The sequence below is a fragment of the Comamonas sp. JC664 genome (genome assembly GCF_042647185.1).
The window spans coordinates 1-24,159 of the sequence record NZ_JBHRUZ010000010.1 but is presented as its reverse complement, the minus strand read 5'-3'; the positions used below and the strand labels follow the sequence as shown (position 1 = coordinate 24,159).

Genomic DNA, 24,159 nt, shown 5'->3' with positions numbered 1-24,159 from the left:
ATTACTGATTTCTCAGCCAAAGTTAACGTTAAACAATACGACAAATTGCAATGTTAACGTTAACTATTTGAAGCGAAGCATCGCTCAGCCAGATTTCAGCAACGTCTTAAATGCAGGAGACAAGCATGACCACCACCCCAAATCCAGGATGGAAAAAGATAGCGGCCCTCGTCTGCGCAGCGCTGCGGCCTTGGCCGCCAGCCCCAGTGCCTGGGCTTGGCCGGACAAGCCAGTCACGATCATCGTGCCCTTCCCTGCGGGCGGCGCGACCGACACGGTGGCGCGCGCAATTGGCAACAACCTGGGCCAGCAGTGGGGCCAGTCGGTGGTGTGGAAAACAAGGCCGGCGCCACCGGCAGCATTGGCGCCGCCCAGGTGGCGCGCGCCCGGCCGATGGCTATACCTTGCTGGTCTCGTCGCTGGCACCGCTCGTGGTGGCGCCCCATCTGATCAAGGGCCTGCCCTATGACCCGACGCGGGACTTCAGCTACATCACGGTGGCGGTACAAACAGCCAATGTGCTGGTGGTCAATCCCCAGCTCGCCCCCAGGTCAACAACGTGCAGGATGTCATCGCGATGCTCAAGGCCAAGCCCGACACGGTCAGCTTTGCGACCTCGGGCGCGGGATCGTCGGACCACCTGACTGCCGAGCTGTTCTGGCAGAAGACGGGCACCAAGGGCCTGCACGTGCCCTACAAGGGCGGCGCGCCGGCCACCGCTGATTTGCTGGGCAGCCAGGTGGACATGTCCTTCCAGAACGTCAACAGCGTCTTCCCCCATATCAAGTCGGGCAAGCTCAAGGCCATTGCGGTCACGGGCAACAAGCGCTCTGCCGTGCTGCCCGATGTGCCGACGATGGCAGAAGCCGGAATCGATGGCATGGACGTCTATGCCTGGCAAGCCTTTGCCGCACCGAAGAACCTGCCCGCCGATGTTCGAACCAAGCTGCACGACGGCATTGTCAAAGCGCTGCATGACCCAGCTGTGAGCAAGCAGTTCACCGACATGGGGCTGGAGATTGTCGGCAACAGCCCCGAGGCCTTTACCGAGTTCCAGCGCAAGGAGTTTGCGCGTTGGAAGCAGGTCATCACCACCGGCAACATCACCGCACAATAAGAGCCACTAACACAACCCTTGATACGTCGTTGCCTGGCCGGCCGCGCCAAGCCTTGCCGTACTACCGTACTGTCTGCGACTTGGGCCTCGTCTCAACCGCAAACCTGCGGTTTGCTGGGCCGTGTTAGCGCTCAAAGCAACAGCCCCCGAGCCCAACACGCCCGCTGCACAACCTCCAACATTGACCCTTAGCCCACCATGCAAGCCACCACATCCGCGTCGCCCTCTTCCACCCCCCGCATCACCGGCTACCGCGTGGTGCCCGTGGCCGGGCATGACAGCATGCTGCTCAACCTGAGCGGCGCCCATGCGCCGTTCTTCACCCGCAACCTGCTGATCCTGACCGACAGCGCAGGCCGCACAGGGGTGGGCGAGGTGCCGGGTGGCGAGAGCATTCGCAATACCCTGGAAGACGCGCGCGAGCTGATCCTCGGCCAGCCGGTGGGCAACTACAACGCCATGCTCAACGCGATGCGCAGCAACTTTGCGGGCCGCGACAGCGCAGGCCGTGGGCTGCAGACCTTTGACCTGCGCACCACCATCCATGCGGTGACGGCAGCAGAATCGGCACTGCTCGATCTGCTGGGCCAGCACCTGGGCGTGCCAGTCGCTGCGCTGCTGGGCGAAGGCGTGCAGCGCACCTCGGTGCAGATGCTGGGCTATCTCTTCTATGTGGGCGACCGCGAACTGACCGACCTGCCCTACCAAGCTTTCCGACGAGGCCGATGACTGGAAGCGCCTGCGCCATGAAAAAAGCCATGGACCCGCAGGCCATCGTGCGCCTGGCCGAGGCCGCCCATGCGCGCTATGGCTTTGAGGATTTCAAGCTCAAGGGTGGCGTGCTGCGCGGTGAGGACGAGGTCGAAGCCATCCGCGCATTGCATGAGCGCTTTCCGAAGGCCCGCATCACCCTGGACCCCAATGGCGGCTGGTTGCTCAAGGATGCGGTGCGCATCACCCGCGATCTGCACGGCATCCTTGCCTATGCCGAAGACCCTTGCGGCGCAGAAGAGGGCTTCTCCGGCCGTGAAGTGATGGCCGAGTTCCGCCGCGCGACCGGACTGCCCACGGCCACCAATATGGTCGCCACCGACTGGCGCCAGATGGCCCATTCGCTGTCGCTGCAATCGGTCGATATTCCGCTGGCCGATCCGCACTTCTGGACGCTGTCAGGCTCGGTGCGCGTGGCCCAGCTCTGCCAGGCCTTTGGCCTGACCTGGGGCTCGCACTCGAACAACCATTTCGATGTGTCGCTGGCCATGTTCACCCATGTGGGCGCTGCCGCGCCCGGCAAGGTCACCGCCATCGACACGCACTGGATCTGCAAGACGGCCAGGGCCTCACGAAGCAGCCGCTGCAGATCAAGGGGCGGCTATATCGAGCTGCCGCAACAAGGCGGCCTGGGCATCGAGCTGGACATGGACGCCGTCGAGCGCGCGCACCAGCTCTACCTGCAGCACGGCCTGGGCGCCCGCGATGATGCGATTGCCATGCAGTACCTGGTTCCGGGCTGGCGCTTTGACAACAAGCGCCCTTGCATGGTGCGCTAAGCCGCTGCAGCAGTCCCCCGTTCGACGTGCCGCGCGAGGGACGCCGCAGCCACATCCGCGCAGGACTCAGGGGTGCCAGTGGCTGGCCCGCACCAGGGTCGCAGACGGCCCCGTATTGCCCGCCAACGCATAGGACAGCTGGTTGGCAGCTGCGATGACCGTCGTGGACATCTCTTCGAGCTTTTGCTGCGGCAGGCGCGAGGCGGGGCCGGAGACGCAGACGGAGCCCAGCAGCCGCCAGTGCTTGCCAAACACCGGCGCGGAGATGGTGGCCACGCCCTGCTCGCGCTCGCCAATAGACCAGTGAAAACCGCGCTGGCGGATGGCTTCGTACAAGTCGCCCGGCTCGCCCGAAAACGCCAGAATCACCCGCCCTGGCGAGCCCTTGTCCAGCGGCAGCCCCTCGCCCATGCGCGCATGGTGGCGCAAGGCCTGCGGCCTTCCACCCGCACCAGGCAGGTGCGCACATGGCCTTCGCGCACATAAAAGGCGGCGCTCTCGCCGCTGGCCACCGTCAGCGCGCGCAGCGCCGGCTCCAGCACGTTTTGCACATCAAAACCGGCTTGGTAACGCGCGCCCAGCAGCCCGCTGCCGGGCCCAGGCGCCAATCGCCATCTTCCCGCTGCACCAGGTAGCCCGACTGCGCCAGGGTGCGCGCAATGCGCAGCGCCGTGGTCTTGTGCAGGCCGCAGCGCCGGCTCAGCTCGGCCAGCGGCAGATGCGATTCGCCCAACGCAAAGGCATCGATCAATTGCATCGCCCGCAACACCGCAGTGACGGTGCTGGTCGACGATGCGCCCTCCTCTTGCCCCGCATTTGCAACGGCCTCGGCACCGACTAGGTCGTCCTCCACCAGCTGCGTGACAACGGGGCCGGGTTTCGCCTTGGATCGGGCTGCGGGTTTGCGCTGATACGGGTTGCCCATGGTGCAATGTGTTTCATTGGTTGAAACGGCATTGTACCCCTTGAAACTTTTTTTAAAGTAGCGCACCGATTGGCACCAGACCAAAAGGCCACACCAACACAACGATACGGAGACAACGTATGACGATCACGACACGAGCGATTTCGATCTCGGCGCGCCTGTGCCGCCTGGCGCTGGGCACGGCGTACTGGCGGCAGCAGCCACCGGTGCCTACGCCCAAAGCAACTACCCGGCCAAGCCCATTCGCCTGTTTGTGCCCTTTCCGCCCGGCGGCGGCACCGACATGATTGCCCGCGCGTGGCGCAAAAGGTTACCGAGAAGAATGGCTGGAACATCGTCGTGGACAACCGCCCGGCGCCGGTGGCAACCTGGGGGTGGACGCCGCCGCCAAGGCCGCGCCCGATGGCTACACCCTGGTGATGGGCCAGACCAGCAACCTGGCCATCAACCCGGCGCTGTACAAAAAGCTGCCCTACGACCCGCTCAAGAACCTGACCCGGTCGCGCTCGTCTCCTCGTCGCCAATCCTGATGGTGAGTGGCGCAGGCACCCCGCTGCATTCAATCGCCGAGGTGTTGAAGGCTGCAAAAGCCAAGCCCGATACCGTCACCGTGGGCTATGCCGGCAATGGCACCGTCGCCACCTGGCCGTCACCCAGATCGAGCAAGCCACTGGCGTCAAGCTGCGCCATGTGCCCTACAAAGGCATTGCGCAAGCGATCACCGACCTGTCCGGCGGCCAGATCGTCCTCTTTGTTGGATCGATCCCCTCCCTGATCGGCCAGGTGCGCAATGACAAGCTCCAGCCGCTGGTGGTGACCTCCAAGCAGCGCTCGGGCGAGTTGCCCTCCACGCCAACGATGGCCGAGTCCGGCAGCAAGGGCTTTGAAGCCATTACCTGGTTTGGCATCCTGGCCCCGGCCGGCACGCCAGATGCGATCGTGCAAAAGCTCAACAAAGCCATCAATGCCGCGCTGGCCGAGCCCGATGTGGTCGAGAAGCTTCGCTCCGAAGGCGGCGATATCCTGGGCGGCAGCGCGCAAGATTTTGGCAAGCTGATGCATGCCGAAGTGCCCCGTGGGCCAAGATCGTCAAGGACTCAGGCGCCAGCCTGAACTAAGGCCGCAAGCACACCGGCCCGCGCCCAGCCCCCCTCCCCCAACACCACCCCGTTCACCCAGAGCCCGCGCCATGCACCGCGATAGCTTGGCTGTGCCCGTCCGTTTCTCGGCAGGTACCGCCGTACCCTCCACCCCGCTGCCCGACGGCGCCTGCGACTGCCATATCCATGTGTATGACAGCCGTTATCCCAGCGCAGCGGGCGCCAGGCTGCTGCCACCCGACGCCTCGGCGCAGGACTACCGCGCGCTGCAGCAGCGCATCGGCACCACGCGTGCCGTGCTGGTCACCCCCTCCACCTATGGCACGGACAACCGCTGCATGCTCGAAGGCCTGGCAGCGCTGGGCAGCCAGGCCCGGGGTGTGGCGGTGATCGACGGCACGGAGAGCGATGCCCAGCTGCAGCGCCTGCACCGCCTGGGCGTGCGCGGCGTGCGGCTCAACCTGTCGCTGGGCGTGGCGGGCACGGTGGCGGCGCTCAGGCCGCTGGCCCAGCGCATTGCTCCGCTGGGCTGGCACCTGCAGCTGTTGATGGCGCCCGATCTGCTGCTGGGCCAGGCGGCCGTGCTGCGCGAGCTGCCGGTGCCGTTAGTGTTTGACCACTTTGGCCGCATCGCGCCGGCCATGGCGGGCAGCGCTGCGCACGGTCTGCTGCTGGAGCTGCTGCAGCGCGGCCAGGCCTGGATCAAGCTGTCGGGCGGCTACATCGTCAGCGACCAGCACAGCGTGGAAGACCCGGCGCTGGATGCGCTGGCCGCCAGCTACCTGCGCGCAGCGCCCCAGCGTGTGCTATGGGGCAGTGACTGGCCCCATGCCACTGCCTCCGCCGGTGTGCAAGCCATGCCCGATGACGCGCGCCAGATCGACCGCCTGGCCGACTGGGCGCAGCACAGCGCAGGCAGCGGCACCCTGCAGCGCGTGCTGGTCGACAACCCGGCCGCGCTCTACGGCTTTGGCCCCTTGGCCGATTCATAAAACACTTCGGAGACTGACATGACCACATTCCTAGCAACTACCCCCTCCCTACAGCGCGCACGCCGCGGCCTGCTTGCCGCTGCAGGCGCAGCGCTGCTGGCCAGCCTGGGCGCCACGCCCGCGTTGGCCCAAGGCGACTGGCCTGCCGGCAAGGTCATCACCTGGGTCGTGCCCTACCCGCCCGGTGGCAGCACCGATGTGCTGGGCCGCAATGTGGCGCAGCGCATTGGCACGGCGCTGGGCACCAACGTGATGTGGAAAACAAGGCGGGCGCCACCGCACCATCGGTGCGGCCTGGGTCGCCAAGGCCGCGCCCGATGGCTACACCTTGCTGGGCACCTCGATCGGCCCGCAGGCGATTGCGCCGCACCTGATGGGCAAGCTACCCTATGACCACATTGCGGCCTTCGAGCCCGTGGCCATCCTCGGCACCATCCCGCACATGCTGGTCGTGGGCGCCAAGCAGCCCTTCAAAACGGTAGCCGATCTGGTCGCTGCCGGCAAGGCCCAGCCCGGCAAGCTGGCCTATGCCTCGGGCGGCAACGGCACCATCTTGCAGATGCAGGGCGAGCTGCTGCAGCAGCAGACCGGCGCCCGCTTTATCCACATCCCCTACAAGGGCGACACCCCGGCCTTGCAGGACACCCTGGGCGAGCAGGTGCAGTTCATGTTCGCGCCCGTAGCCGCTGCACTGCCCCATGTGCAGGCCGGCAAGCTGCGTGCGCTGGCCGTTACCTCTGCCAAGCGCCTGCCTGCGCTACCTGATGTGCCGACGATGGGCGAAGTGGGCATGAAGGACTTTGTCGTCGAGCAATGGCAGGCCGTGTTTGCGCCGGCCAAGACGCCCCAGGCCGTTGTGCAGCGCCTGAACCAGGACATCAACCAGGCATTGAAAGACCCCGCCGTCGTGGCACTGCCGACAAGCTGGGCATCAGCCTGGTGGGTGGCACACCCCAGCAGCTGGGCGCGCTGCAAAGGCCGATTCGGCCAAGTGGGCCCAGGTCATCAAAGACGGAAACATCAAGGCGAGTAACCAAAGCCGATAAGGCGCCAGCCATTCCGACACCCCATTTTTTTTATCCCTCCCAACGGACCAACACCATGAGCCAACTTCCCGACATCATCCGTGACATCGAGCGCGTCAGCGCCGACGTCGTTGCCAAGGCCAGCAGCTTCCAGGCCGCCATTCTGGCCGACGTGGCCGGCCGCCGCGGCACCATGCATGCACGGGTGGCACCCGTCCACCAAAACATGCAGGTCGCAGGCCCGGCCTTCACGGTCGAGGTGCGCCCCGGCGACAACCTGATGATCCATGCCGCCATCGCGCTGGCCGAGCCCGGCGATGTGCTGGTGATCGATGGCAAGGCGACCAGACGGCCGCGCTGATGGGCACCTTGATGCTCAGCGCCTGCAAGAAGCGGGGCCTGGCAGGGGTGATCGTCGACGGCGCGATCCGCGACAAGCTCGAAATCCTGGAGCTGGACTTCCCCGTGTTCAGCGCCGGCTTCAACCCCGCTGGCCCACCAAGTTTGTGCCCGGCCGCATCAACCACCCGATCTCGGCCGGTGGCACCACGGTCAACCCGGGTGACCTGGTCGTGGGCGACGCCGATGGCGTGGTCGTGATCGAGCGCGCCAAGGCGCCTGCGTTGATGGCCCTGGCCGACAAGAAGGTGGCCGATGAAGCCGCCCGTATCGACGCCATTGCCCGTGGCGACACGGCATCGAAATGGCTGCCTGCTGCACTGCGTGCGGCCGGCGTGCTCCAGGAAGGAGAATCGCTGTGAAACCCGCCATCATCGTCACCGGCGCCGATCTGGCGCAGCAAGCACTGAACCTGCTTGGCGGCTACGAAGTCATCTACGCCGGCAAGACACCGACCGAAGACGACCTGGTCGCGCTGGCGAGGCAATATGACCCGGTGGCCATCATCGTGCGCTACGGCAAGGTCGGCGCAACGGTCATGGATGCGGCCCCGTCGCTCAAGGTCATCTCCAAGCACGGCAGCGGTACCGACACCATCGACAAGGTGGCCGCCAAGGCACGTGGCATCGAGGTCGTGGCCGCCGTGGGCGCCAATGCTGCGGCCGTGGCCGAGCAGGCCTTGGCGCTGCTGCTGGCTTGCGCCAAGTCCGTCGTGGCGCTCGATGCACGCATGCATGCCGGCCACTGGGACAAGGCACGCACAAGAGCCTGGAGCTGGGCGGCCGCACCATTGGCCTGGTAGGGCTGGGCGCCATCGGCCTGCGCTTTGCCAAGATGGCCGATGCGCTGGGGCATGCGCGTGATCGGCTTTGACCCCTTTGCCAAGAACCTGCCAGCCTATGTGCAGAGCGTGGACCTGGACACCCTCTGGCGCGAGGCCGATGCGATCTCGCTGCACTGCCCGCTGACGGAAGAGAACCGGGGCATGCTCAATGCCAGCAGCCTGGCGCAGTGCAAGCGTGGCGTCATCGTTGTCAACACCGCGCGCGGCGGGTTGATCGACGAGGCTGCCTTGCTCGATGCCGTGCGCGCGCGCCAGGTGATGGCTGCGGGCCTGGACAGCTTTGCGGTGGAGCCGATGGCCGCCGGCCACCCCTTCCAGCGCGAGCCGCACTTTGTCCTCAGCCCCCACATCGGCGGCGTGACCAGCGATGCCTACGTGAACATGGGCGTGGGCGCAGCCCAGAACCTGCTGGCCGTGCTGGCCAAGGCGCCAGCCACGGCCTGAGGCACTGGCTGGATCACGGGCAAGCCAGCGTTGCTTGCCCTTGCCTAACAACGGGCCGGGCATGCACCCGGCCCCAGCAAACACTAAGAGGCTGCAAGCATGCGACCCGTTAAGGAACGCCTGAAAGACAGGAGACAAAGATGAAGCAGGTTTTTAACCGCCGCTGGCCGATGGCGCTTGCGGCCCAAGCGCTGGGCAGCATCGCCTTGGCAGCAGGCATGGCAGGCGCGCTGCCCGCCCAGGCGCAAGCCCCTGGCCCGACAAGCCATCAAGCTCGTCGTGCCCTACCCGCCCGGCGGCAATGCCGACAACACCGCGCGACTTTTGGCCACCCAGCTGGGCAGCCGGCTAGGCCAGCAAGTGATCGTAGACAACCGCCCCGGCGGCAGCGGCACGATTGGCGCGGCGGCGGTGGCCAAGGCTGCGCCCGACGGCTATACGCTGCTGCTCGATGCGACGGCCTTTACCGTCAACCCCAGCCTGTTTGCCAAACTGCCCTACCAGCCGGCCAAGGATTTCGCGCCGATCTCGCTGATCAACCAGGTGCCCTTGCTGCTGGTGGTGCCCGCCAGCTCGGCACTGCATACGGTGGCCGACCTGAGCCGTGCCGCGCAGGCGCGCCGGGCAAGCTCAGCTATGCCTCGGCGGCAACGGCGGCGCGCAGCATCTGGCGGCGGAGCTGTACAAGCAAGGCGCCAAGCTGGAGATGACGCATATCCCCTATCGCGGTGGCGCGCCGGCGCTGACCGATCTGATCGGGGCCAGGTGGATGTGATGTTCAGCGCCACCACGGCCAGTGGCCCCTTTGTCAAAGGCGGCAAGCTGCGCGCGCTGGCGATCACCTCCGCCCAGCGCAGCGATGGCTGGGAGCAGCTGCCGACGATGGCCGAATCGGGCCTGGCCGGTTTTGAGGTGAACGAGTGAATGGCCTCTTTGCCCCGGCGGGCACACCGCAGCCCGTGCTGCAGCGGCTGGAGGCCGAACCCGCGCCATCGTGGCCAGCCCCGAGATGCAGAAACGCTTTGCCGAACTGGGTGTACAAGGCGTAGGCTCCAGCGCGCAGGCCTTCTCGAGCTTTGTGCAGGCCGAAACCGCCAATGGGCCGGCGTGATCCGCGCCAGCGGCATTCGCATGGATTGAGAAAGAGACAAGCACATGTTCAAGAAGAAAAATCTGCCAGCACTGGCCGTGCAAACGCTGGTGGCAGCAGCAGCGCTGGCGGCCAGCGCCAGCTTTGCACAGGCTCCCGCCTACCCGCCAAACCGGTGCGGTTGATTGTGGGCTTTGCCGCAGGCGGCCCCACCGATGTGGTGGCACGCGCCTTTGCCGACTACGCAGGCCGCACCCTGGGCCAGCCTTTTGTGGTCGACAACAAGCCCGGCGCCAACACCATCCTGGCTGCGCAAGCGGTGGCCAGTGCACCGGCCGATGGCTATACCTTGCTGTTTGCCGCCACCAACCACACGATGATTCCGGGCCTCTACAGCGGCCGGGTCAAGTTTGATGCGCTCAAGTCCTTCCAGCCGCTGTGCACGGTCGCGACCAGCCCACGGTACTGGTGGTGCAGCCGGGCCTGCCGGTCAAGAGCCTGGCCGATTACATGGCGCGTGCCCGCAAGGAGCCCGGGCGCACAACGGCCGGCACCGCCGGCATGGGCAGCTCCGGCCACTTTGCGACCGAGATGTTTGCGCGCGCCAATGGCCTGCAGCTGAACCATGTGCCCTACAAAGGCGCGGCCCCGGTGGTCACTGATCTGATGGGCGGTCAGCTCGACAGCTCGTTCGCCACCTTGGCTCGGTGCTGCCGCAGATCAAGAGCGGCAAGCTCACAGCCCTGGCTGTCGCCTCGCCCAAGCGCTCGTCGCTGCTGCCCGAGGTGCCCACCTTTGCCGAGGCTGGTGGCGGCAAGTACTCGGCCGATGCCTGGTATGGCGTGATGGCGCCCGCCGGCCTGCCCGCCGCAATTGCGCAGCAGCTGGAGAAAGCCGCCCGCGACTTTGCCGGCAACGCCGCTACCGTGGACAAGCTGCACAGCCTGGGGCTGGACGCCGACTCGACCTGCGGCCCGGCCTTTGGCAGCCAGGTGGCGCGCGAGGTGATGACCTATACCCAGATTGCGCGCGAGCTGGATCTCAAAGCCGATTGATCCGGCCACTGCATCCAACCCCATACCTATACCTATCTTCAGGAGACACCATGCCCCGCTTTATCCAACCCCTGATCGCCGCTTGCGCGCTGGCCGCCAGCATCGCGCATGCCGCCTTCCCGAGCGCCCCATCACCATCGTCGTGCCCTACGCCCCGGGCGGCGCGGCCGATGCGGTGGCCCGTGTGCTGGCCACGCGCATGGGCGCCAAGCTGGGCACCAGCGTGATCGTGGAGAACAAGGCTGGCGCCAGCGGCACCATTGGCGCAAGCTTTGTGGCCAAGGCCAAGGCCGATGGCTACACCATGCTCTACGACGCGACACCCTACTCGATCAACCCGCATCTGTTTGCCAAGATGCCCTATGCAGCCAATGCGCTGCAACCGCTGTCGCTGGTGCTGCTGGCCCCCAATGCGCTGGTGGTCAAGGCAGAGTCGCCGCTGAAGAATGTGAACGACCTGATCGCCAAGGCCAAGGCCGAACCGGGCAAGATCAACTTTGCATCGGGCGGCAGCGGCACCGTGCAGCGCCTGGCGGCCGAGCTGTTCCGCCAGAAGCTGGGCCTGGACATGGTGCATGTGCCCTACAAGAGCGGTGGCCCGGCGATTGCCGATGTGATGGGCGGGCAGGTGGACTTCATGTTCGCCACCGTGGCTGCTTCCTACCCGCTGGTGAGCGGCGGCAAACTGCGTGCGCTGGCCGTGTCTTCGCCCCAGCGCTCGGCGCGCCTGCCGGAGGTGCCCACGGTGGCCGAGACCGTCATCCCCGGCTACGAAGCCTATGAATGGAATGGCGTGCTGTTGCCCGCTGGTACGCCAGATGCTATCTCCCAGCAACTGTACCAGGCGATTGCTGAGGTGCTCAAGGAGCCTGAGTGCAGCAACGCCTGTCGGACCTGGGCGCGCAGGCCGTGGCTCGACACCGGCAGAGTTCAGCGCCTTTCTGAAAAAGGAAGATGCCAAATGGGGCGAGGTGGTGAAAAAAGGCAATATCAAACTGGACTGATTCCTTCCCGCTGGCCGCCGCTGCTGCAGCGGCCAGCCCCGCACCATAAAACGCCCCCACCGAGATGACCTTGCCTGATCTCACGACCCCTGTCCCGCATTCGGTTGGCCTGGACCGACCCACGCGCACCTTGCCTGCGCTGGCCTGCGACAGCCATATGCATGTCTTCGACAAGCGCTTTGCGCCGTCGGCACACTGGCCGCGTACGCCACCCCATGCGCCGGTGGCGGCCTACCGGCAGCTGCAGCAGCGCCTGGGCACCTCACGCACGGTGGTGGTTACGCCATCGACCTATGGCACCGACAATGCCTGCACCCTGGATGCGCTTGACCAACTGGGCAACAGCGCACGCGGCGTGGCGGTGGTGGATGCGGCGGTGAGCGATGCCGAGCTGGCGCGCCTGGCGGCGCGGCGCGTGTGCGGGCTGCGGGTGAACTTTGTCTCGCCCCAGTCCTGGGGCACGACCACGCCCGAGATGCTGCAGACCCTGGCGCAGAAGCTGGCACGCCACCCGGACTGCGCTGGCTGGCATATCCAGGTGTTTGCCGAGCCCGCGCAGATCATCGCACTGCAGCCAGTGCTGCAGCAGTTGCCGGTGCCCTTGGTGATCGACCATCTGGGCCGCATGGACCCGGCCGAAGGCGCATCGGCCAAGGCCTATGGCGTGCTGCGCCGTCTGCTTGATGGCGGCCATTGCTGGTCAAGCTCTCGGGCGCCTATATGCGCTCCCAGGTGCATGGCCCCAGCTATGCCGATACCGTGCCGCTGGGCCGCGCGCTTGTGCAGGCCACGCCCGAGCGTCTGGTGTGGGGCTCTGACTGGCCGCACACCACCGAGCGGCCGGGCACCGTCAACGATACCGACCTGGTCCATCTGCTGCAGGCCTGGTCGGTGAGCGATGCGGTGATGGACCGCATTCTGGTGGACACCCCGCCCAGCTTTATGGCTTTCGGTCTTGCTAAACCCTGGCAAGATCCTGCACACCCCTACCGTTTTTGATGCCAAAAAGGCCGCCCATGTTTTTGCTGCAATCCCCTGAAGTCCGCACCCTGGACACCTTCAGCGCCATGCCCGAGTCCTTTCGCCGCCGTGAGCGCAGCGCCTGGGCTGATGCCAACCGGGGCGGCGCGATAACAGATTCGTTTTTGGAAGGCCCGGTGTTTGACGAGGCCGGTAACCTCTATGTCAGCGATATCCCCTGGGGCCGCATTTTCCGCATTGATGCGCAGGGCCAGTGGAGCCTGGTCGCAGAGTACGACGGCGAGCCCAATGGCCTGAAGTTTCTGGCCCCCGGCAAGCTCTTGGTCACCGACTACAAGAACGGCCTGATGCAGCTGGATACGGCCAGCGGCGCGGTAAGCCCTTACCTGGAGCGCCGCAACAGCGAGAGCTTCAGGGCGTGAACGACCTGATTTTTGATGCGGAAGGCAACCTGTACTTTACCGACCAGGGCCAAAGCGGCCTGCATGACCCGAGCGGGCGCCTCTACCGCCTGCGGCCCCATGGCCAGCTTGATCTGCTGCTCAGCAATGTGCCCAGCCCCAATGGCGTGGCGCTGTCACCCGATGGCCGCGTGCTGTATTTGGCAGTGACGCGTGGCAACTGCGTCTGGCGCGTGCCCCTGCTGCCCGATGGCAGCGTCGCCAAGGTGAGCAGTTCTTCACCTCGTACGGGCCCAGCGGCCCCGATGGCCTGGCTGTCGATGCCCAGGGCCATGTGCTGGTGGCCAACCCGGGCTTGGGCTATGTCTGGGTGCTGAACCACCTGGCCGAGCCGGTGCAGGTGCTGTGCGGCATCAAGGGCAGCTCCACCACCAACCTGGCCTTTGGGGGCGCAGAGCGAAAGCAGCTGTTTGTCACCGATTCGACCTATGGCCGCATTTGACGACCAGCATGGCCACGCCAGGCATGCCAATTCACCAAGGGGTCTGAACGCGGTCTCGGGCGATCCGCTGTGTTGTCTTTCTTGTCCATAGCTTGCTATGGACTGCAAAAGACGCCTTGCGTCTCATCCCGATCCGCGCCCATCCCATTAGGCACAGCTTTGGCAGAGCGTACCTAGCGCAGCGTAAACGCAAAGCGCAGCGTGTCATTGGCCGCCTGCGCCGGCACGCTGGCATGCACCTCATTCGGGTAGCGCTGCAGCCGCACGCGCAGGCCCCAGCGGAGAGCGCTTCCAGCCGCTCGGCCAGCATGCGGGCCGATTCCGGATCGCCATCGCGTCGCGGTCGCCACGACTACCATCAGGCGGCTGGTGGCGCCCACCTTGCCGGCCTGCACCTTGTCGCGGAACACGCGCTCCTCCTCCAGAATATGCTGGCCGTTCCACTCCATCGAGGGGCTGGCGGCCACAATCGCCTCAAAGGCCTGGGGGCGCTCGTACAGCGCGTAAAGCGCAAACAGCCCGCCAAAGGAATGGCCAAACAGCGACTGGCGCTCCAGGTTGACGGGGTAGCGCTGGGCGATCTCGCCGCGCAGCTTGCCGGTCAGAAAATCCAGAAACGGCGCGCGCGCACCGCTCTTGTACTTGGCAAAGGCCCGCACCTCGGGCGACTGCGGCTCGCGCAGCTGGGCCGTGTAGTCGGCCATGCGGCGCACATCCCAGGCTTGTCACCCGGGTAGCCGACGCCCACAATGATCGCCTTGCCCACGGGCAGGTAGTCCTGCACCCAGCGCGCCTGCGCGAAGGAGCCAAAGTAGGCATTGCCATCGAGCACATAGAGCACCGGGTATCCGCCCTTGGGGGCTCGCCCTTGTCGGGTGCGGAGACAAAGATGCGGTAGATCTCGCCACCGTCCGATGCCATGTCCCAGACCTGGGTGGCCGGCATCACATAGGGGCTGGCGGGGGTGGCTGCGGTGCTGGGCGTGGCCGTAGCAGGTGCATCGTCTGCAGCGCCCTGCGGGGCGGTTTGGGCCCCCGCCTGCGGTGCCGTGGCCAGCAAGCCGGCCAGCAGCGCCGCGCAGGCGCTTGGGTAGAGGGTGGACAAGCGCATGGGTGGCTTAGAAATCATGGCGCAGGTTAGCACTGAACTTGCGCGGCTCGCCAACGGCGCGTACTCGCGGCCATACAGGTGGCGGTAGCTGCGGTCGGTCAGGTTGCTGACGACCATGTTCAGCTGGGTCTTGGGGGTAATACGGTATTTGGCGTTCAGGCCCACCAGCACCAGCGCGCCCTGCTCGATGGTCCAGGCATTGGCACCCGAGCCGCCGTTTTTATAGGCCTTGTTGGTGGCAGCCACATTGCCACCCAGCGACCACTGCGTGCCCGGCAGCTGGTAGTTGGCGGCCAGGCGCATGCTGTGGCGCGGCTGCTCGGTGCGGAAGCGCTGGTCCTTTTGCGGGCCGGCCACATACTCGGCACTGGTATAGGTGTAGCCCGCAGCCAGGTTCAGCTCGCGGCTCACCTGGCCGTTTACGCCCAGGTCAAAGCCCTGGCTGACGACCTTGCCCGCTGCCGTGTAGCAGGCGCCGCCGCAGACATTGCTGGGGTTGTTGGGCACGGAGGAATCGAGCACCGCCAGGTTGGACTGCGCCAGGCGGAACACGGCGGCCGAGACATTGAGGCGCTTGTTCAGCAGCTCGCCCTTGATACCCACTTCGTAGTTGGCGCCCACCACCGGGTCGAGCACATTGCCATCCTGGCTGCGGTTGGTCTGGGGGTTGAAGATGTCCGAGTAGCTGGCATAGGCCGAGTACTGGGCGTTGATGTCATACACCAGCCCCGCATAGGGCGTGACCACGCCCTTCTCCTTGGGCGCCACAACACCGGTCAAGCTGTTCTTGCGCTCGTAGTTGCTGATGCGGGTGCCGGTGATCAGCTTGAGCGCGTCGGTCAGGCTCCAGCGCGCGACGCCATAGACACCCATATTGCTGGTCTTGGTCTTGCTGGTCGATGCGCGCAGGCCATCGGGGATGGGCCCAGGCCTTCGGGATCAAAGGTGTAGACATTGATTGGGGTGGTGGACGAGTAGCCGGTGCCGGCATTCTCATCACGGTAGCTGGTGCCGTTGACGCCCAAGGTCAGCTCATGGCGGCGGCCCAGAAAATCAAACGGCCCCGTCGCATAGACATCGACCACATTGGCGTGCATCACCGAGGTGTAGTTGCGCTGGCGGCTGCCGATGAAGAGGCCATCGCCGGTCACAGGGTTCAGGTTGCCCGAGAGACTGCTGAAGTTCTCGATATCGTTGTTGGTCTTTTGCCAGGCGTAGTTGGCCTTCAGGCTCCAGGCGCCGGCCAGCTGCTGGGCAGGCCCACGGTGTAGATGTTGTAGTCGCGCACCGAGCGGTGGTCGGCATCGCCCCAGAAGGACGAGCGGGGCAGCCGGCATCGCTGCCATCGGCCGCCAGCGGCACGCCAAAATGGCCCGGCTCGTGTCCTTTTGCAGCTGCACGCTGGCGCTCAAGGTGGTCGTGGGGCCCAGGTCGGCCTCGACAATGCCGTAGCCCGCATAGCGGTCGCGGTAGACATAGTCGGTAAACGACTCGCTGTTATCGGCCACGGCCACCAGGCGGCCCCGGATCACGCCCGAGTCGATCAGCGGGCCCGACACATCGCCCACCAGGCGCCGCTCTTTCCAGGAGCCCAGCTGCACCTCGCCCTGGGCCTGGAAAGTGTCGGTCGGGCGCTTGAGCACCATGTTGACCGTGCCGCCCGGGCTGCCAGCACCGGCCATCAGGCCGGCCGCGCCTTGCAGCACCTCGACCCGGTCGACAAAGGCGCTGTCGAACTTGGGCGAGCGGTGCCGCTGTCGATGCCCGAAGGCGTGGCCATGCCATCGACCTGGGCCTGCATGCTAAAGCCCCGGCTGTAGTAGTTGGCGCCAATGCTGCCGCCATCGACCGCAAACACGCCACTCACTGCGCGCAGCGCATCATCGACCGAGGTCATGCCGGCGTCGTCCATCTGCTGGCGGGTGATGACCGTCAAGGTCTGCGGTGTTTTCGCGCTGGCTCAGGTTCAGCTTGGAGCTGGTGCTCGAAATGCGCCGCCGCATAGCTGCCACTGCCCTCGGTGGTGCCACTGCGCTGGACCGCGGCCGTCACGGTGACCGTGTTCAAGGTCATGTCCGATGCCCCAGCCGCACTGCCCGCTGCCGCAGGGTTGGCCGCCGGCAGCTTGCGCAGCACATAGGTGGCGCCCCCTTGCTTGACCACCTCAAAGCCGCTGCCGCGCAGCAGCTGGGCAAAGCCCTCCGCCTCGCCATAGCTGCCTTGCAAGCCACCGCTGCGCAGCCCCGCCAAGGTGGACTGCTCAAACACCAGCTGCACTCCTGCCGTTGCCGCGTACTGCGCCAGCACATCCGACAGCGGGCCCGCTGCAATCGCATAGCTTTTGGCGCCGGCGGCCGGCTCTGCCGCCAGGGCCCAAGGTGCTGCCAGCGCCAGGCCTGCGGCACTGCCGCCAACCAAGGTGGCACGGATGGCGCCATGCAGCAAAGCCAGGGCAAAGCGCTCGCGGTGCCGGCTGCGGCGATGGAAGAGAGAGTCATGGTTCGTCGTCCTGGTGATCTGGAAAGAAAAGAGCGGCACTGCATAGCGCCATTGCCCTGTACACCGAACGAGATCCAAAAAGTGATCACCTGAAGCGAAAAATAGTGGGGAAAATTTTCGCGGTGGCAAAATCCGGCTGCAGCGGGCTGCAAAACAAGCAGCGGTGGCCGCAAGACAAGCAGCGGTGGCTGCAGAAACTGCGGCTGTGGTGGCCAGCCATGCACACCCCAGCAACGCCCTGTCGCTCTGGTGATGCCCCCAATACGCCCGTCAGCAAAGCGTAAGATCACGCAGATAGATTTTGTAATACAAAGCAGCAAACGGTCTGTGCGTGGCGCTTCCAGCAAGCACTGCGCCGCCATCAGCCAGCCGCACAAAGACAGGCATCCATCAGCAAACCAGGACAGGGGGAGACCATGGCAAGACGCAAGAAAAGCAGTGGATTGGAAGACATGCTGGACCTCTTGGCGCTGCTCCCCTGGTGGATCTGTGTGGCACTGGCGGGAGCGAGCTATGTGTTCCTGCACCGGCTGGCGGTCGTGCCGCAAACGGCTACCTGGCAGGCCGCCCCGCCGACATGATGGCAGCCGTGGTCCAGAAGGGGCTCATCTTTGGGCTGGCGTCCATCGGCCAATACCTGCTGCCCTTGATGTGCTTGGTGGCCGCTGCCATGTCGGCCTGGCGCCGAAAGCAGCGCCAGGCCCTCGTCAAAGGCGTGGTGCAGGCGCAGGATGTGGCTGTGCTGGGCGACATCAGCTGGCGCGAGTTTGAACTTCTGGTGGGCGAGGCCTACCGCTGCAGGGCTTTCGCATCATCGAGCTGGGCGGCAACGGGCCCGATGGCGGCGTGGACCTGGTGCTGCTCAAGGGCGGCGAAAAATTCTCGTGCAGTGCAAGCAGTGGAAGGCCCAGCGTGTGGGCGTTGCCACTGTGCGTGAACTCTATGGCGTGATGGCCGCCAGGGGCGCGACGGGCGGCTTTGTGGTCACCTCCGGCCGCTTCAGCAACGACGCCCAGGCCTTTGCACGGGGTCGCAATATCACCTTGGTCGATGGCCCCCAGCTGTTGGCGATGGTGCAGCGGGCGCGGCAATCGCTGGTGAATGGCCCCAAGGCTACGCAAGCCAGCGGCACCTCGGCTGCATCAACCGCGCGCACCAACGTTGCGACGGCCTCGGCTGCCGCCCCCGTTGCAGCAGCCCCTGCCCCTGCCCAACCCAGCTGCCCGCGCTGCAGCGCCGCGATGGAGCTGCGCACCGCACGCCAGGGCGCCCATGCCGGCAAGTCCTTCTGGGGCTGCTCGACCTTCCCGGGTTGCCGTGGCACGCTTGCGGCGGGTAATGGCTGCATGAAGGTTTTTCCATGCGCTTGTTGTCCACCTCTCGCAATGCAGGCGGTCGCAACCTGCAGCGCTCGCTGATACTGCTGGCCCTGGTCTGCTGCGCCGCGCCTGCCTTTGCGCAAAAGTCCGTGTACCGCTGCGAAACGGCTGGGCGCGTGAGCTACTCGGATGCGCCTTGTGTGGGCGCTACGGAAATCGACACCACGCCTACCCAGGGCATGGACAAGATGACGGGCAAGAGCCGCAAAGGCAATGACGTGCAGCGTGCCGAACGCAACGCTGCCTTTGCAGAAGCCATCCAGCCCCTGTCAGGGATGAACGCCGATGAGTTACCGGTGTACCAGCACCGTTTCAAGCTCAGCCCCGCCGACAAGCTTGAATGCGCACGGCTGGACAACCGCCTGCCAGCGCTCAAGCAAGCGGTGCAAGCAGCAGCGGCGAGTGACCTGGCCCAGGCCGAGGTCGATCTGTACAAGGCGCGCAACCGCTTCAATGATCTGAACTGCTAAGCGCCCGCTGCGGCAGACACGGCCAACTGCTACTTTGCACGGCGGTCTCTCAAAGATTCAACGCCAACTCCGGCCCCTCTGCCCAGGAGACACAGGTACACATCGCATGGCCGCGCAAGGCAGGCGCAATGCTGTCGCGGTGGATGGGGTTGCCACTGACCACCTCGGTCAAAACAAGCGCCGCAGACACCGCGCCGGCACTCATAGCCCGTCCAGGCACCTGAGGCCAGCAAGGCATCGAGCAGCGATTGGCCAGGCGCCAATCGATGCGCTGGCCCGACTGCACCAGCGTGACCCGCAATGGACCGTCGCTGGCATCGGCAGCCGCACCAAAGCTCTCGCTGTGGATGCGCTCGGGCGCCCAGCCCAGTTGCGCTGCAGCGGCGCGCACGGCGCCCACCAAACCGGCAGGACCGCAGACATAGACCTGGCTGCCGGGCACTTGCGCGGCCAGCAAGCCGGGCAGGTCCAGGCTGCTGCGGCCGATATGGGTCTGGCCAGGCAGGCGGGTGCCAGCGGATACTGCCGGGTGGCGTCGTGCACGATCTGGTGCAGGCAAAGCGCTGCCCTGCTTGCTGCAGATGCTCGGCCATGCTGAGCAACGGCGTGATGCCGATGCCGCCGCCGATCAAAAGCGTGTACGGTGCATCGGGCTGCAGCGCGAATTCATGGGCCAGCTCCAGCACACGCACCGGGTCCCCTACGGCCAGCTGGTCGTGGATGAACTGCGATCCGCCCTGGCTCTGCGCGGTGCGCAGCACGGCGATGCTGTAGTGGTCCAGTGCCGGGCCGGTGTGCAGCAAGGAGTAGCGCCGCACGCGGCCGTCCATATCCAGGGCGATATGCGCGCCGGGTTCTGCACCGGGCAGCATCTGGCCTGCGGCGTGGCGCAGCACCAGACGCACGATGTCGGTGGCGATGGCTTGCTTGTCAGCAACCACCAGGTCCAGGCTTGTCAGGGGTTCCATGGGCATTCTCAAGGGTTGTAGGGCGAGGCTTCCAGCAGGCGCCAGCGCTGGGGCAGGTTCAGCGGCGTGCTGCGCCAGCTGTCCACCTGGAACTCGATCCAGCGCCCGGTTCCTCCTGTCTGGTCGATGTCGCATCGACCCCAAATGGGCGCGCGCATGGCCGGTCAGCTGCAACTGGCGCGCGCCTTCAAAATCTGGAAAGACCAGGCCGCAGCGCGACTCCAGCTCCAGATTGCCCAAGGTGTTGAACATGCTGTTGCCGTTGAAATCGGGGATGCGCAGCACCCGGCCCTGTTGTTGCACAAAGCCGGGCGGCCTCCCGGTGCGATACATCGGCCTCGCCGCTGGGCCCAGGCTGGCGATGAACAAGGTGTCGGCGCCGCGATCCAGGCCGAGGTGGCCTCGTCCAGCAGCGTGTGCCCGAGGTGACAGCGGTACTGGTGCGGTGCTCGCTGCCGCTTCTGCCTCCAGTGGCAGCAGCTCGCGCTTTTGGGATATAGCGGGGGCAGACCGGAAAGGCCTGGCCCACCGCCACCGCCAGTGCCTGCGCCGATGCCTGCGCTGTTACCTGGCTGACATGGCCATTGATGCGCAGGCGCCTGCGGGTCTGCAGCTCGATCAGCAGCACGGCGATGGATTGCGGGGCTGCTAAGATCGGCGATGGGGGCCATGCGGGCCAGCCACGCTCTGCGGGTCGCTGCTGGCCACCTGCAGGCTGCGCAGGTCATCGCTGGCCTGCACAAAGCCGGGCTCGCCACTCAGCATGCAAGCCCACATGGCGCCTGCCGCATCGGCTGCGCCCAGCACGCACCAGCGCTGCTGGCCGACAAAGTTGCGCGCTGCCGCCGGAATGCCGGGGCTGATATTGCGGCTGTTGTATGAGCGCAGTGCCGCGCTCGCCCGTGCGCTGCTGCACCAGGCGTTCGCCAGTGTGAAAGATGTGGTCATCCATAACGGCTCCTTGGTGGCGGCAGGGTCGCAAAAGCTGTCAGCCAGGCGGCTTAAAGGTCACCAAGGTGTGGCCCGCGTCCAGGTGGCGCGACAGATCCAGCACGCCGGTGTGCCAGGGATGGTCTTGTCGCGCACCAGCGCAATGCCGGTGGGTGCCAGGCCTGCGCCCGCACCAAACACGTCGGCGCAACCGCGCAGGCAACGATGTGGTCCAGCACCGCTTCATACAGTGCATGGCCGGGGTGTTCTGGCTTGACCAGTTCGGCAGGCCAGCGCACGCCCGTGCCTTGGAACACCAGGTCAAAGTCCCGGTTCTTTTCCTTGAGCTCATAGGCCAGGAACAGCGCGTTCACGACACGGCCCAGCGCTTCTTGCGTGCCGGATTGGGGATCGGAAAAAACAACGATGACGGTTTTCATAAATAGTCCTTTCGAGGACGGCGCGTAGTGACAAAACTGGAGTTGCCGTCTCGGAAGCAAATTTATCTATTTACTCAAACTTGATAAATGCCAGAGAATGATTTGATTCTTCACTTTTTGCAGCAATTACCCCACCATGGACCGCCTCCACGCCATTGATGTCTTTTTGGCAATTGCCGAGCAGGGCAGCCTGACCCGCGCTGCCGAGGCGCTGGAGCTGTCCCTGCCCAGCGTGGTGCGCACGCTGGCTGCGCTGGAGAAGCACCTGGGCGTGCGCCTGTTCAACCGCAACACGCGGCGCCTGCCATCACCGACGAAGGCCGCGCCTACCGGGTGCATGCGCTGGCCATCCGCGCGCAGTCGCCGAGTCGGAGCAGGCCATGAGCCGGGCGCAGGCCGAGCCCCTCGGGCAGCATCAGCCTGACGGCCTCCGTCAAATTTGGCGAGCTGCATGTGGCCCGCTGGTGGCCAGCTACCTGCAGCGCTACCCGCAGGTGGAGGTGCAGCTCTTGCTGCTCGACCGCGTGGTCAACCTGGTGGAAGAAGGTCTGGACCTGGCCGTGCGCATTGCGCCGCTGCCCGATTCCAGCCTGGTGGCGCGCCATGTTGTGGACATCCACCAGGTGATTGCCGCCAGCCCTGCGTTGGTTGCCGCCTGCGCATGCCCCAGCAGCCGCAAGACCTGGCTGCGCTGCCTGCATCGAGTTTGGCGGTGTGGGCGACGCCAACCTCTGGGAGTTTGTCAGCCAGGGCCGGCCCGAGCGCGTCAAGGTAAAGGGCCGCATGCGCTGCAATACCGTGGCGGCAATATCGCCGGCTGCATTGCCGGCCAGGGCTTTGGCCGCTTTCTGCACTACCAGGTGATGGATGCGATTGCGCGCGGCGAGCTGGTCCGCATCTTGCCAGGCCACGCCCCCGCGCCTCGCCCGCTGTCCCTGGTCTACCCGAGCAAGCACCATGGCACGGTGCGGGTGTCGACCCTGGTTGAGCATTTGGCTGAGCAGCTGCGCGCGCGGCTGGGGGAGTTTGCGCCTTCTGCAGAAAAGCGCTGAAAGGCTGGGCTGCAGCAGCGCCGCTAGTTGGCCGTCGCGCTATCGGCCAGCTCGCCTTTGAAGCGCCCCGCCAGGTGCTCGATAAACGCCCGCACCACCGGTGGCAAGCCCCGCCTGGTGGTGAACACGATATGCACAATGCCTGTCTCCGTGCGCCATTGCGGAAACACATGGACGAGGCTGCCGCGCTCGGCTCCTTGCTGCAAAAGTGCTCGGGCAACAGCGCAATGCCCAGGCCAGCCAAGGCCGCTGAGCGCAACGCGCCAAAATCGGCGCAGGTCATGCGGGGCGTGTGGCTGATGACGCTGGGCTGGCCATCGCCATCCCAGAACTCCCAGCTGATGGTGCCGGTCTGCTCGGTGCTGGCCAAGGTGGGTAGCTCGCCCAGCAGCTGCAGATCGCCTTTTTGGCACTGCTTGGCGAGGCTGGGCGCAGCCACCAGAATGCGGTTTGAATGGCCCAGCGTGCGCATCACCAGGCGGCGTCGGTCGTCAAGCTGGTGCGCACGCGGATGGCCACATCGATGCGCTCGTCGATCAGGTTGACGGGCCGATCGGCGGCCACCATCTGCAGCTGTGCCTTGGGGTAGGTCTGCAAAAAATCGGTCAGGGTGGGCGAGAGGATTTCCATCAGCCCCAAGGGCAGCTGCAGCGCACGACACCATGGGGTTCGCCCAGCGCATCGGACACGACGGCATCGGCCTGCTGCACATCGAGCACGATGGTGCGGCAGCGCTCGTAAAACGCCTGGCCCACCTCGGTCACCCGAAAGCGCCGGGTGGAGCGCTCGATCAGCCGCACACCCAAGCGCGACTCCAACGCCGCAATGCGCCGGCTCAAGGTGGACTTGGGCATGCCCAGCGCGCGGCCTGCTGCGGCAAAGCCGCTGTGCAGCACCACCTCGGCAAACAGCGCGTAGTCGTTGATATCTCGCATGGGCCTTATCCCGCTTTGTCTAAATATTGGAACAATGATATCCACTTTACCCGTCTACCGAAAACTTTGTTCCACCTGCATCATTACATTCACTGCGACGAACGGTTCGGCGCACACCTCAAGGAGTAGGAAAAATGGAACGCAATTTTGACAAACAAGGTCGTCGTAGTCACCGGTGGCACCAGCGGTATTGGCCTGGCCACCGCCAAGAAATTTGCCAGCGAAGCGCCTATGTGTTTGTCACGGCCGCCGCAGCAAGAGCTGGACAAGGCCGTCCAGGCGATTCGGCCCCCGCGCCACCGGTGTGCGGGCCGACATGTCCAAACTGGCCGACATTGACCGCCTCTACGACGCCGTGCAGCAAAGCCATGCGCAAATCGATGTGCTCTACGCCAATGCCGGCGGTGGCTCGATGCTGCCCCTGGGCCGCCATCACCGAGGAGCACTTTGATGCCACCTTTGGCACGAATGTGAAGGGCCTCGTGTTTACGTCAAAAGGCTTTGCCGCTGCTGCGCGATGGCGCCTCCGTCGTGCTGACGGCTCGGTCGTCGCTCCACCGGCACCGCCGCCTTCGCATCTCAGCGCCTCCAAGCCGCCGTGCGCAATCTCGCCCGCAGCTGGACTTGGATCTGAAGGAGCGCGGCATCCGCGTCATGTCGTCAGCCCCGGCCCCATCCGCACCCCTGGCCTGGTCGAGCTGGCTGGCAACGATGCCGCGCAGCAACAAGGCCTGCTGGACTATATGGCAGCCAGGTGCCGGATCGGCCCGCGTCGGCGAAGTCGATGAAATCGCGGATGCGGTGCTGTTCCTGTCTTCGCCACAGGCCAAGTTCATCGCCGGCACGAGCTGTTTGTCGATGGGGGGATGGCGCAGGTTTGAGGCAAGCTGACGAATCCACGCCCAGACAAAAAAATGCCAGCTCGGTTGGCGGAGCTGGCTGAAGGC

Annotated in this window: 22 protein-coding genes and 15 pseudogenes; 22 read left to right on the top strand and 15 right to left on the bottom strand. The window is 65.5% G+C overall.

Annotated features, from left to right (window positions below):
* Positions 1 to 148 precede the first annotated feature (148 nt).
* The 3 genes and pseudogenes from ACFODQ_RS01915 (at position 149) to ACFODQ_RS01905 (ending at position 2,667) form a co-directional block, all read left to right on the top strand.
* Positions 149 to 1,117 (top strand): annotated as a pseudogene (locus tag ACFODQ_RS01915) (Bug family tripartite tricarboxylate transporter substrate binding protein).
* A gap of 198 nt (positions 1,118 to 1,315) precedes the next feature.
* Positions 1,316 to 1,846, top strand: coding sequence for a hypothetical protein (locus tag ACFODQ_RS01910; protein ID WP_377014735.1), 531 nt, complete (start codon positions 1,316 to 1,318; stop codon positions 1,844 to 1,846).
* A gap of 17 nt (positions 1,847 to 1,863) precedes the next feature.
* Positions 1,864 to 2,667 carry an enolase C-terminal domain-like protein gene (locus tag ACFODQ_RS01905; RefSeq protein WP_377014733.1) on the top strand — a complete coding sequence of 268 codons (804 nt, stop codon included), beginning with the start codon at positions 1,864 to 1,866 and terminating at the stop codon, positions 2,665 to 2,667.
* A gap of 66 nt (positions 2,668 to 2,733) precedes the next feature.
* On the opposite strand, the pseudogene ACFODQ_RS01900 reads toward ACFODQ_RS01905, so the two are convergent.
* Positions 2,734 to 3,424, bottom strand: a pseudogene (locus ACFODQ_RS01900) (IclR family transcriptional regulator).
* Positions 3,425 to 3,752: 328 nt separating this feature from the next.
* On the opposite strand from ACFODQ_RS01900, the pseudogene ACFODQ_RS01895 reads away from it, so the two are divergent.
* From ACFODQ_RS01895 to ACFODQ_RS01845, 11 genes and pseudogenes are all read left to right on the top strand, one after another.
* Positions 3,753 to 4,710: pseudogene (locus ACFODQ_RS01895) on the top strand (tripartite tricarboxylate transporter substrate binding protein).
* A gap of 71 nt (positions 4,711 to 4,781) precedes the next feature.
* Positions 4,782 to 5,684, top strand: coding sequence for an amidohydrolase (locus tag ACFODQ_RS01890; protein WP_260719783.1), 903 nt, complete (start codon positions 4,782 to 4,784; stop codon positions 5,682 to 5,684).
* 18 nt (positions 5,685 to 5,702) lie between these two features.
* Positions 5,703 to 6,730 (top strand): annotated as a pseudogene (locus ACFODQ_RS01885) (Bug family tripartite tricarboxylate transporter substrate binding protein).
* A gap of 55 nt (positions 6,731 to 6,785) precedes the next feature.
* Positions 6,786 to 7,470, top strand: a pseudogene (locus ACFODQ_RS01880) (RraA family protein).
* A pseudogene (locus ACFODQ_RS01875) lies at positions 7,413 to 8,396 on the top strand (NAD(P)-dependent oxidoreductase). The pseudogenes ACFODQ_RS01880 and ACFODQ_RS01875 overlap by 58 nt, the downstream one beginning before the upstream one ends.
* 279 nt (positions 8,397 to 8,675) lie before the next feature.
* Positions 8,676 to 8,954: pseudogene (locus ACFODQ_RS01870) on the top strand (tripartite tricarboxylate transporter substrate-binding protein); the annotation flags it as partial.
* Between the two features lie 46 nt (positions 8,955 to 9,000).
* Positions 9,001 to 9,320 (top strand): annotated as a pseudogene (locus tag ACFODQ_RS01865) (tripartite tricarboxylate transporter substrate-binding protein).
* 231 nt (positions 9,321 to 9,551) lie between these two features.
* Positions 9,552 to 10,541 (top strand): annotated as a pseudogene (locus tag ACFODQ_RS01860) (tripartite tricarboxylate transporter substrate binding protein).
* Between the two features lie 50 nt (positions 10,542 to 10,591).
* A pseudogene (locus tag ACFODQ_RS01855) lies at positions 10,592 to 11,545 on the top strand (tripartite tricarboxylate transporter substrate binding protein).
* Between the two features lie 64 nt (positions 11,546 to 11,609).
* Positions 11,610 to 12,507 (top strand): annotated as a pseudogene (locus ACFODQ_RS01850) (amidohydrolase family protein).
* A gap of 54 nt (positions 12,508 to 12,561) precedes the next feature.
* Positions 12,562 to 13,476: pseudogene (locus ACFODQ_RS01845) on the top strand (SMP-30/gluconolactonase/LRE family protein).
* Between the two features lie 126 nt (positions 13,477 to 13,602).
* Here ACFODQ_RS01845 and ACFODQ_RS01840 read toward each other — a convergent pair.
* From ACFODQ_RS01840 to ACFODQ_RS01820, 5 genes are read right to left on the bottom strand one after another with little or no spacing between them, the layout of a single operon-like run.
* Positions 13,603 to 14,010 (bottom strand): alpha/beta hydrolase, encoded by a 408-nt coding sequence (locus ACFODQ_RS01840; protein WP_377014739.1) that lies wholly within the window; start codon positions 14,008 to 14,010, stop codon positions 13,603 to 13,605.
* The gene (locus ACFODQ_RS01835) at positions 13,904 to 15,412 is read right to left on the bottom strand and encodes a TonB-dependent siderophore receptor (protein WP_377014730.1); all 1,509 of its coding nucleotides are present in this window, start codon (positions 15,410 to 15,412) and stop codon (positions 13,904 to 13,906) included. The genes ACFODQ_RS01840 and ACFODQ_RS01835 overlap by 107 nt, the downstream gene beginning before the upstream one ends.
* Positions 15,379 to 16,245 (bottom strand): TonB-dependent siderophore receptor, encoded by an 867-nt coding sequence (locus tag ACFODQ_RS01830; RefSeq protein ID WP_377014728.1) that lies wholly within the window; start codon positions 16,243 to 16,245, stop codon positions 15,379 to 15,381. Before ACFODQ_RS01830 ends, ACFODQ_RS01835 begins: the two co-directional genes overlap by 34 nt.
* On the bottom strand, positions 16,221 to 16,475 hold the full coding sequence (locus tag ACFODQ_RS01825) for a TonB-dependent receptor plug domain-containing protein (RefSeq protein ID WP_377014726.1): 255 nt from the start codon (positions 16,473 to 16,475) through the stop codon (positions 16,221 to 16,223). The genes ACFODQ_RS01830 and ACFODQ_RS01825 overlap by 25 nt, the downstream gene beginning before the upstream one ends.
* Positions 16,472 to 17,077, bottom strand: a complete 606-nt coding sequence (locus tag ACFODQ_RS01820; protein WP_377014724.1) for an STN domain-containing protein — start codon at positions 17,075 to 17,077, stop codon at positions 16,472 to 16,474. Before ACFODQ_RS01820 ends, ACFODQ_RS01825 begins: the two co-directional genes overlap by 4 nt.
* 377 nt (positions 17,078 to 17,454) lie before the next feature.
* Between ACFODQ_RS01820 and ACFODQ_RS01815 the strand changes: the two genes are divergently transcribed.
* Genes ACFODQ_RS01815 through ACFODQ_RS01800 form a run of 4 tightly spaced genes read left to right on the top strand, consistent with a single transcriptional unit; the run spans position 17,455 to position 18,887 of the window.
* The gene (locus ACFODQ_RS01815; protein WP_377014722.1) at positions 17,455 to 17,619 is read left to right on the top strand and encodes a hypothetical protein; all 165 of its coding nucleotides are present in this window, start codon (positions 17,455 to 17,457) and stop codon (positions 17,617 to 17,619) included.
* Complete coding sequence (locus ACFODQ_RS01810) at positions 17,616 to 17,975, top strand: hypothetical protein (RefSeq protein ID WP_377014720.1); 360 nt, start codon at positions 17,616 to 17,618, stop codon at positions 17,973 to 17,975. Before ACFODQ_RS01815 ends, ACFODQ_RS01810 begins: the two co-directional genes overlap by 4 nt.
* Positions 17,923 to 18,456, top strand: a complete 534-nt coding sequence (locus ACFODQ_RS01805; RefSeq protein ID WP_377014718.1) for a restriction endonuclease — start codon at positions 17,923 to 17,925, stop codon at positions 18,454 to 18,456. The genes ACFODQ_RS01810 and ACFODQ_RS01805 overlap by 53 nt, the downstream gene beginning before the upstream one ends.
* Entirely contained in the window at positions 18,399 to 18,887 is a 489-nt protein-coding gene (locus ACFODQ_RS01800; protein ID WP_377014716.1) for a DUF4124 domain-containing protein, read from the top strand. Before ACFODQ_RS01805 ends, ACFODQ_RS01800 begins: the two co-directional genes overlap by 58 nt.
* Positions 18,888 to 18,916: 29 nt before the next feature.
* Here the strand turns inward: ACFODQ_RS01800 and ACFODQ_RS01795 are convergent, their stop codons facing one another.
* Complete coding sequence (locus tag ACFODQ_RS01795; protein ID WP_377014737.1) at positions 18,917 to 19,480, bottom strand: 2Fe-2S iron-sulfur cluster-binding protein; 564 nt, start codon at positions 19,478 to 19,480, stop codon at positions 18,917 to 18,919.
* Between ACFODQ_RS01795 and ACFODQ_RS01790 the strand changes: the two genes are divergently transcribed.
* Positions 19,469 to 19,876, top strand: a complete 408-nt coding sequence (locus tag ACFODQ_RS01790) for a hypothetical protein (protein WP_377014743.1) — start codon at positions 19,469 to 19,471, stop codon at positions 19,874 to 19,876. The two genes, ACFODQ_RS01795 and ACFODQ_RS01790, sit on opposite strands and share 12 nt — an antisense overlap.
* Here the strand turns inward: ACFODQ_RS01790 and ACFODQ_RS01785 are convergent.
* The 4 genes and pseudogenes from ACFODQ_RS01785 to ACFODQ_RS01770 all read right to left on the bottom strand — a co-directional run bounded on the left by ACFODQ_RS01785 (position 19,864) and on the right by ACFODQ_RS01770 (position 21,225).
* On the bottom strand, positions 19,864 to 20,013 hold the full coding sequence (locus ACFODQ_RS01785; RefSeq protein ID WP_377014741.1) for a hypothetical protein: 150 nt from the start codon (positions 20,011 to 20,013) through the stop codon (positions 19,864 to 19,866). The two genes, ACFODQ_RS01790 and ACFODQ_RS01785, sit on opposite strands and share 13 nt — an antisense overlap.
* A gap of 49 nt (positions 20,014 to 20,062) precedes the next feature.
* A pseudogene (locus ACFODQ_RS01780) lies at positions 20,063 to 20,188 on the bottom strand (flavin-nucleotide-binding protein); the annotation flags it as partial.
* A 315-nt stretch (positions 20,189 to 20,503) separates the two neighbouring features.
* Positions 20,504 to 20,803 (bottom strand): hypothetical protein, encoded by a 300-nt coding sequence (locus tag ACFODQ_RS01775; RefSeq protein WP_377014714.1) that lies wholly within the window; start codon positions 20,801 to 20,803, stop codon positions 20,504 to 20,506.
* 53 nt (positions 20,804 to 20,856) lie between these two features.
* A complete protein-coding gene (locus ACFODQ_RS01770; protein ID WP_377014712.1) occupies positions 20,857 to 21,225 on the bottom strand; it encodes a hypothetical protein in 369 nt (122 codons plus the stop codon).
* Positions 21,226 to 21,361: 136 nt separating this feature from the next.
* Between ACFODQ_RS01770 and ACFODQ_RS01765 the strand changes: the two genes are divergently transcribed.
* Complete coding sequence (locus ACFODQ_RS01765; RefSeq protein ID WP_377014710.1) at positions 21,362 to 21,649, top strand: LysR family transcriptional regulator; 288 nt, start codon at positions 21,362 to 21,364, stop codon at positions 21,647 to 21,649.
* Positions 21,606 to 22,277: a LysR substrate-binding domain-containing protein gene (locus ACFODQ_RS01760; protein ID WP_377014708.1), complete on the top strand. Its 672-nt coding sequence runs from the start codon at positions 21,606 to 21,608 to the stop codon at positions 22,275 to 22,277. The genes ACFODQ_RS01765 and ACFODQ_RS01760 overlap by 44 nt, the downstream gene beginning before the upstream one ends.
* Positions 22,278 to 22,300: 23 nt before the next feature.
* Here the strand turns inward: ACFODQ_RS01760 and ACFODQ_RS01755 are convergent, their stop codons facing one another.
* The 4 genes and pseudogenes from ACFODQ_RS01755 to ACFODQ_RS01740 all read right to left on the bottom strand — a co-directional run bounded on the left by ACFODQ_RS01755 (position 22,301) and on the right by ACFODQ_RS01740 (position 23,212).
* Positions 22,301 to 22,483 carry a hypothetical protein gene (locus ACFODQ_RS01755; RefSeq protein WP_377014706.1) on the bottom strand — a complete coding sequence of 61 codons (183 nt, stop codon included), beginning with the start codon at positions 22,481 to 22,483 and terminating at the stop codon, positions 22,301 to 22,303.
* A gap of 44 nt (positions 22,484 to 22,527) precedes the next feature.
* A pseudogene (locus tag ACFODQ_RS01750) lies at positions 22,528 to 22,749 on the bottom strand (LysR family transcriptional regulator); the annotation flags it as partial.
* Entirely contained in the window at positions 22,749 to 22,916 is a 168-nt protein-coding gene (locus tag ACFODQ_RS01745) for a hypothetical protein (RefSeq protein WP_377014704.1), read from the bottom strand. The gene ACFODQ_RS01745 and the pseudogene ACFODQ_RS01750, both read right to left, overlap by 1 nt.
* Positions 22,907 to 23,212, bottom strand: coding sequence for a LysR family transcriptional regulator (locus ACFODQ_RS01740; RefSeq protein ID WP_377014702.1), 306 nt, complete (start codon positions 23,210 to 23,212; stop codon positions 22,907 to 22,909). The genes ACFODQ_RS01745 and ACFODQ_RS01740 overlap by 10 nt, the downstream gene beginning before the upstream one ends.
* A gap of 144 nt (positions 23,213 to 23,356) precedes the next feature.
* Between ACFODQ_RS01740 and ACFODQ_RS01735 the strand changes: the two are divergent.
* Positions 23,357 to 24,093 (top strand): annotated as a pseudogene (locus tag ACFODQ_RS01735) (SDR family oxidoreductase).
* Positions 24,094 to 24,159 lie beyond the last annotated feature (66 nt).

Coding starts and splice junctions, on each gene's coding strand:
- ACFODQ_RS01765 (WP_377014710.1), top strand. CDS start 21,362: ATGGACCGCCTCCACGCCATTGATGTCTTTTTGGCAATTGCCGAGCAG.
- ACFODQ_RS01815 (WP_377014722.1), top strand. CDS start 17,455: ATGGCAAGACGCAAGAAAAGCAGTGGATTGGAAGACATGCTGGACCTC.
- ACFODQ_RS01910 (WP_377014735.1), top strand. CDS start 1,316: ATGCAAGCCACCACATCCGCGTCGCCCTCTTCCACCCCCCGCATCACC.
- ACFODQ_RS01905 (WP_377014733.1), top strand. CDS start 1,864: ATGAAAAAAGCCATGGACCCGCAGGCCATCGTGCGCCTGGCCGAGGCC.
- ACFODQ_RS01775 (WP_377014714.1), bottom strand. CDS start 20,803: ATGACCACATCTTTCACACTGGCGAACGCCTGGTGCAGCAGCGCACGG.
- ACFODQ_RS01810 (WP_377014720.1), top strand. CDS start 17,616: ATGATGGCAGCCGTGGTCCAGAAGGGGCTCATCTTTGGGCTGGCGTCC.
- ACFODQ_RS01890 (WP_260719783.1), top strand. CDS start 4,782: ATGCACCGCGATAGCTTGGCTGTGCCCGTCCGTTTCTCGGCAGGTACC.
- ACFODQ_RS01785 (WP_377014741.1), bottom strand. CDS start 20,013: ATGCGCGCGCCCATTTGGGGTCGATGCGACATCGACCAGACAGGAGGA.
- ACFODQ_RS01800 (WP_377014716.1), top strand. CDS start 18,399: ATGCGCTTGTTGTCCACCTCTCGCAATGCAGGCGGTCGCAACCTGCAG.
- ACFODQ_RS01770 (WP_377014712.1), bottom strand. CDS start 21,225: ATGAAAACCGTCATCGTTGTTTTTTCCGATCCCCAATCCGGCACGCAA.
- ACFODQ_RS01740 (WP_377014702.1), bottom strand. CDS start 23,212: ATGCGAGATATCAACGACTACGCGCTGTTTGCCGAGGTGGTGCTGCAC.
- ACFODQ_RS01795 (WP_377014737.1), bottom strand. CDS start 19,480: ATGGCCGAGCATCTGCAGCAAGCAGGGCAGCGCTTTGCCTGCACCAGA.
- ACFODQ_RS01835 (WP_377014730.1), bottom strand. CDS start 15,412: ATGGGTGTCTATGGCGTCGCGCGCTGGAGCCTGACCGACGCGCTCAAG.
- ACFODQ_RS01790 (WP_377014743.1), top strand. CDS start 19,469: ATGCTCGGCCATGCTGAGCAACGGCGTGATGCCGATGCCGCCGCCGAT.
- ACFODQ_RS01760 (WP_377014708.1), top strand. CDS start 21,606: ATGAGCCGGGCGCAGGCCGAGCCCCTCGGGCAGCATCAGCCTGACGGC.